The 879-nt window shown below is 33.6% G+C and carries 2 protein-coding genes; both read right to left on the bottom strand.

Going from position 1 to position 879, the window contains the following annotated elements; all coding sequences use genetic code 11:
* Positions 1 to 58 precede the first annotated feature (58 nt).
* Positions 59 to 496: a hypothetical protein gene (locus ACWIX0_RS13865; RefSeq protein ID WP_454174567.1), complete on the bottom strand. Its 438-nt coding sequence runs from the start codon at positions 494 to 496 to the stop codon at positions 59 to 61.
* Between the two features lies 1 nt (position 497).
* Positions 498 to 879: type VI secretion system amidase effector protein Tae4 (locus ACWIX0_RS13860; protein ID WP_454174566.1), on the bottom strand; the 382-nt coding region annotated here is incomplete at its 5' end.

Genomic DNA, 879 nt, shown 5'->3' with positions numbered 1-879 from the left:
GGGGGGCATTCTATGGAGTCAGATTCTAGCAGTGGATTTAGCTTTGGTATTTAGATTCTTACTCGCACTCTTTGCAGTATTTTTTTATGATTCTATCCACTTCGGCGTTGTATTGTGGGGAATCGTAGATTCCTAGACAAACATAAAACCTTGAAAAATTGCCATTGCTATAATGCGCAAATACTGTTTCATAATCTATACGCGATTTATCGTCTATATATGCTTTAAGTTCTGGCAATATTTGATTTTCCAATCCTTTCCATCCTAGCCCTATTTTGTAATTATACCGACCTAGTATTTGAACATTAGGTTGCACTTCGCTAAAATCATTTCCTTTTATACAATACTCTATGCCTATCCTTTTTACAATCAATATTTTCTTTTCATAGGAATAACTTGCCATATCTATCTTTCCTGCGTGTTCCCCGTTAAATTCTAAATCATTCGCATTGAGATATATTATCAATGCCAAAAACAGCCATATTATTTTTTTCATCTTATTTTAACTCCCAAAATTCTAGCGTTGCAGTTCCCATATAAAAATAAAAGTTGTAACGCTCTCCTAAATTTTCAACATCGACAAAATTTTTTCCGCTCCATAAAGTCGTGTGTGAATAATTGCCCTGCATTACTACAATACCCTTTTTATTTGATAGTTGTTGTAACACTTCGTTTTTACCATCATCAGTTGCCTTCATTTTTATTTCTGCTTCTTTCCATTTAGTGTTTAAAAACTTTCCCATATAATATGCACCCAATATGTAAAGAGAATCTCTATTGCGTCCATACATAGCATTATATTCTTTTTCTTTAATGTTTTTATGTAATGGCATTCCGCCAAAATTGAGTGCATAGCTCACTTGCAATGCGCAAGTGTTG

The sequence above is a fragment of the Helicobacter sp. T3_23-1059 genome, from assembly GCF_053654515.1.
The sequence above is the reverse complement of the archived record's forward strand: the minus strand, read 5'-3'. Positions and strand labels throughout refer to the sequence as shown.

Excerpts from the sequence above, each read along its gene's own strand:
- ACWIX0_RS13865 (WP_454174567.1), bottom strand. The coding sequence starts at position 496 with ATGAAAAAAATAATATGGCTGTTTTTGGCATTGATAATATATCTCAAT.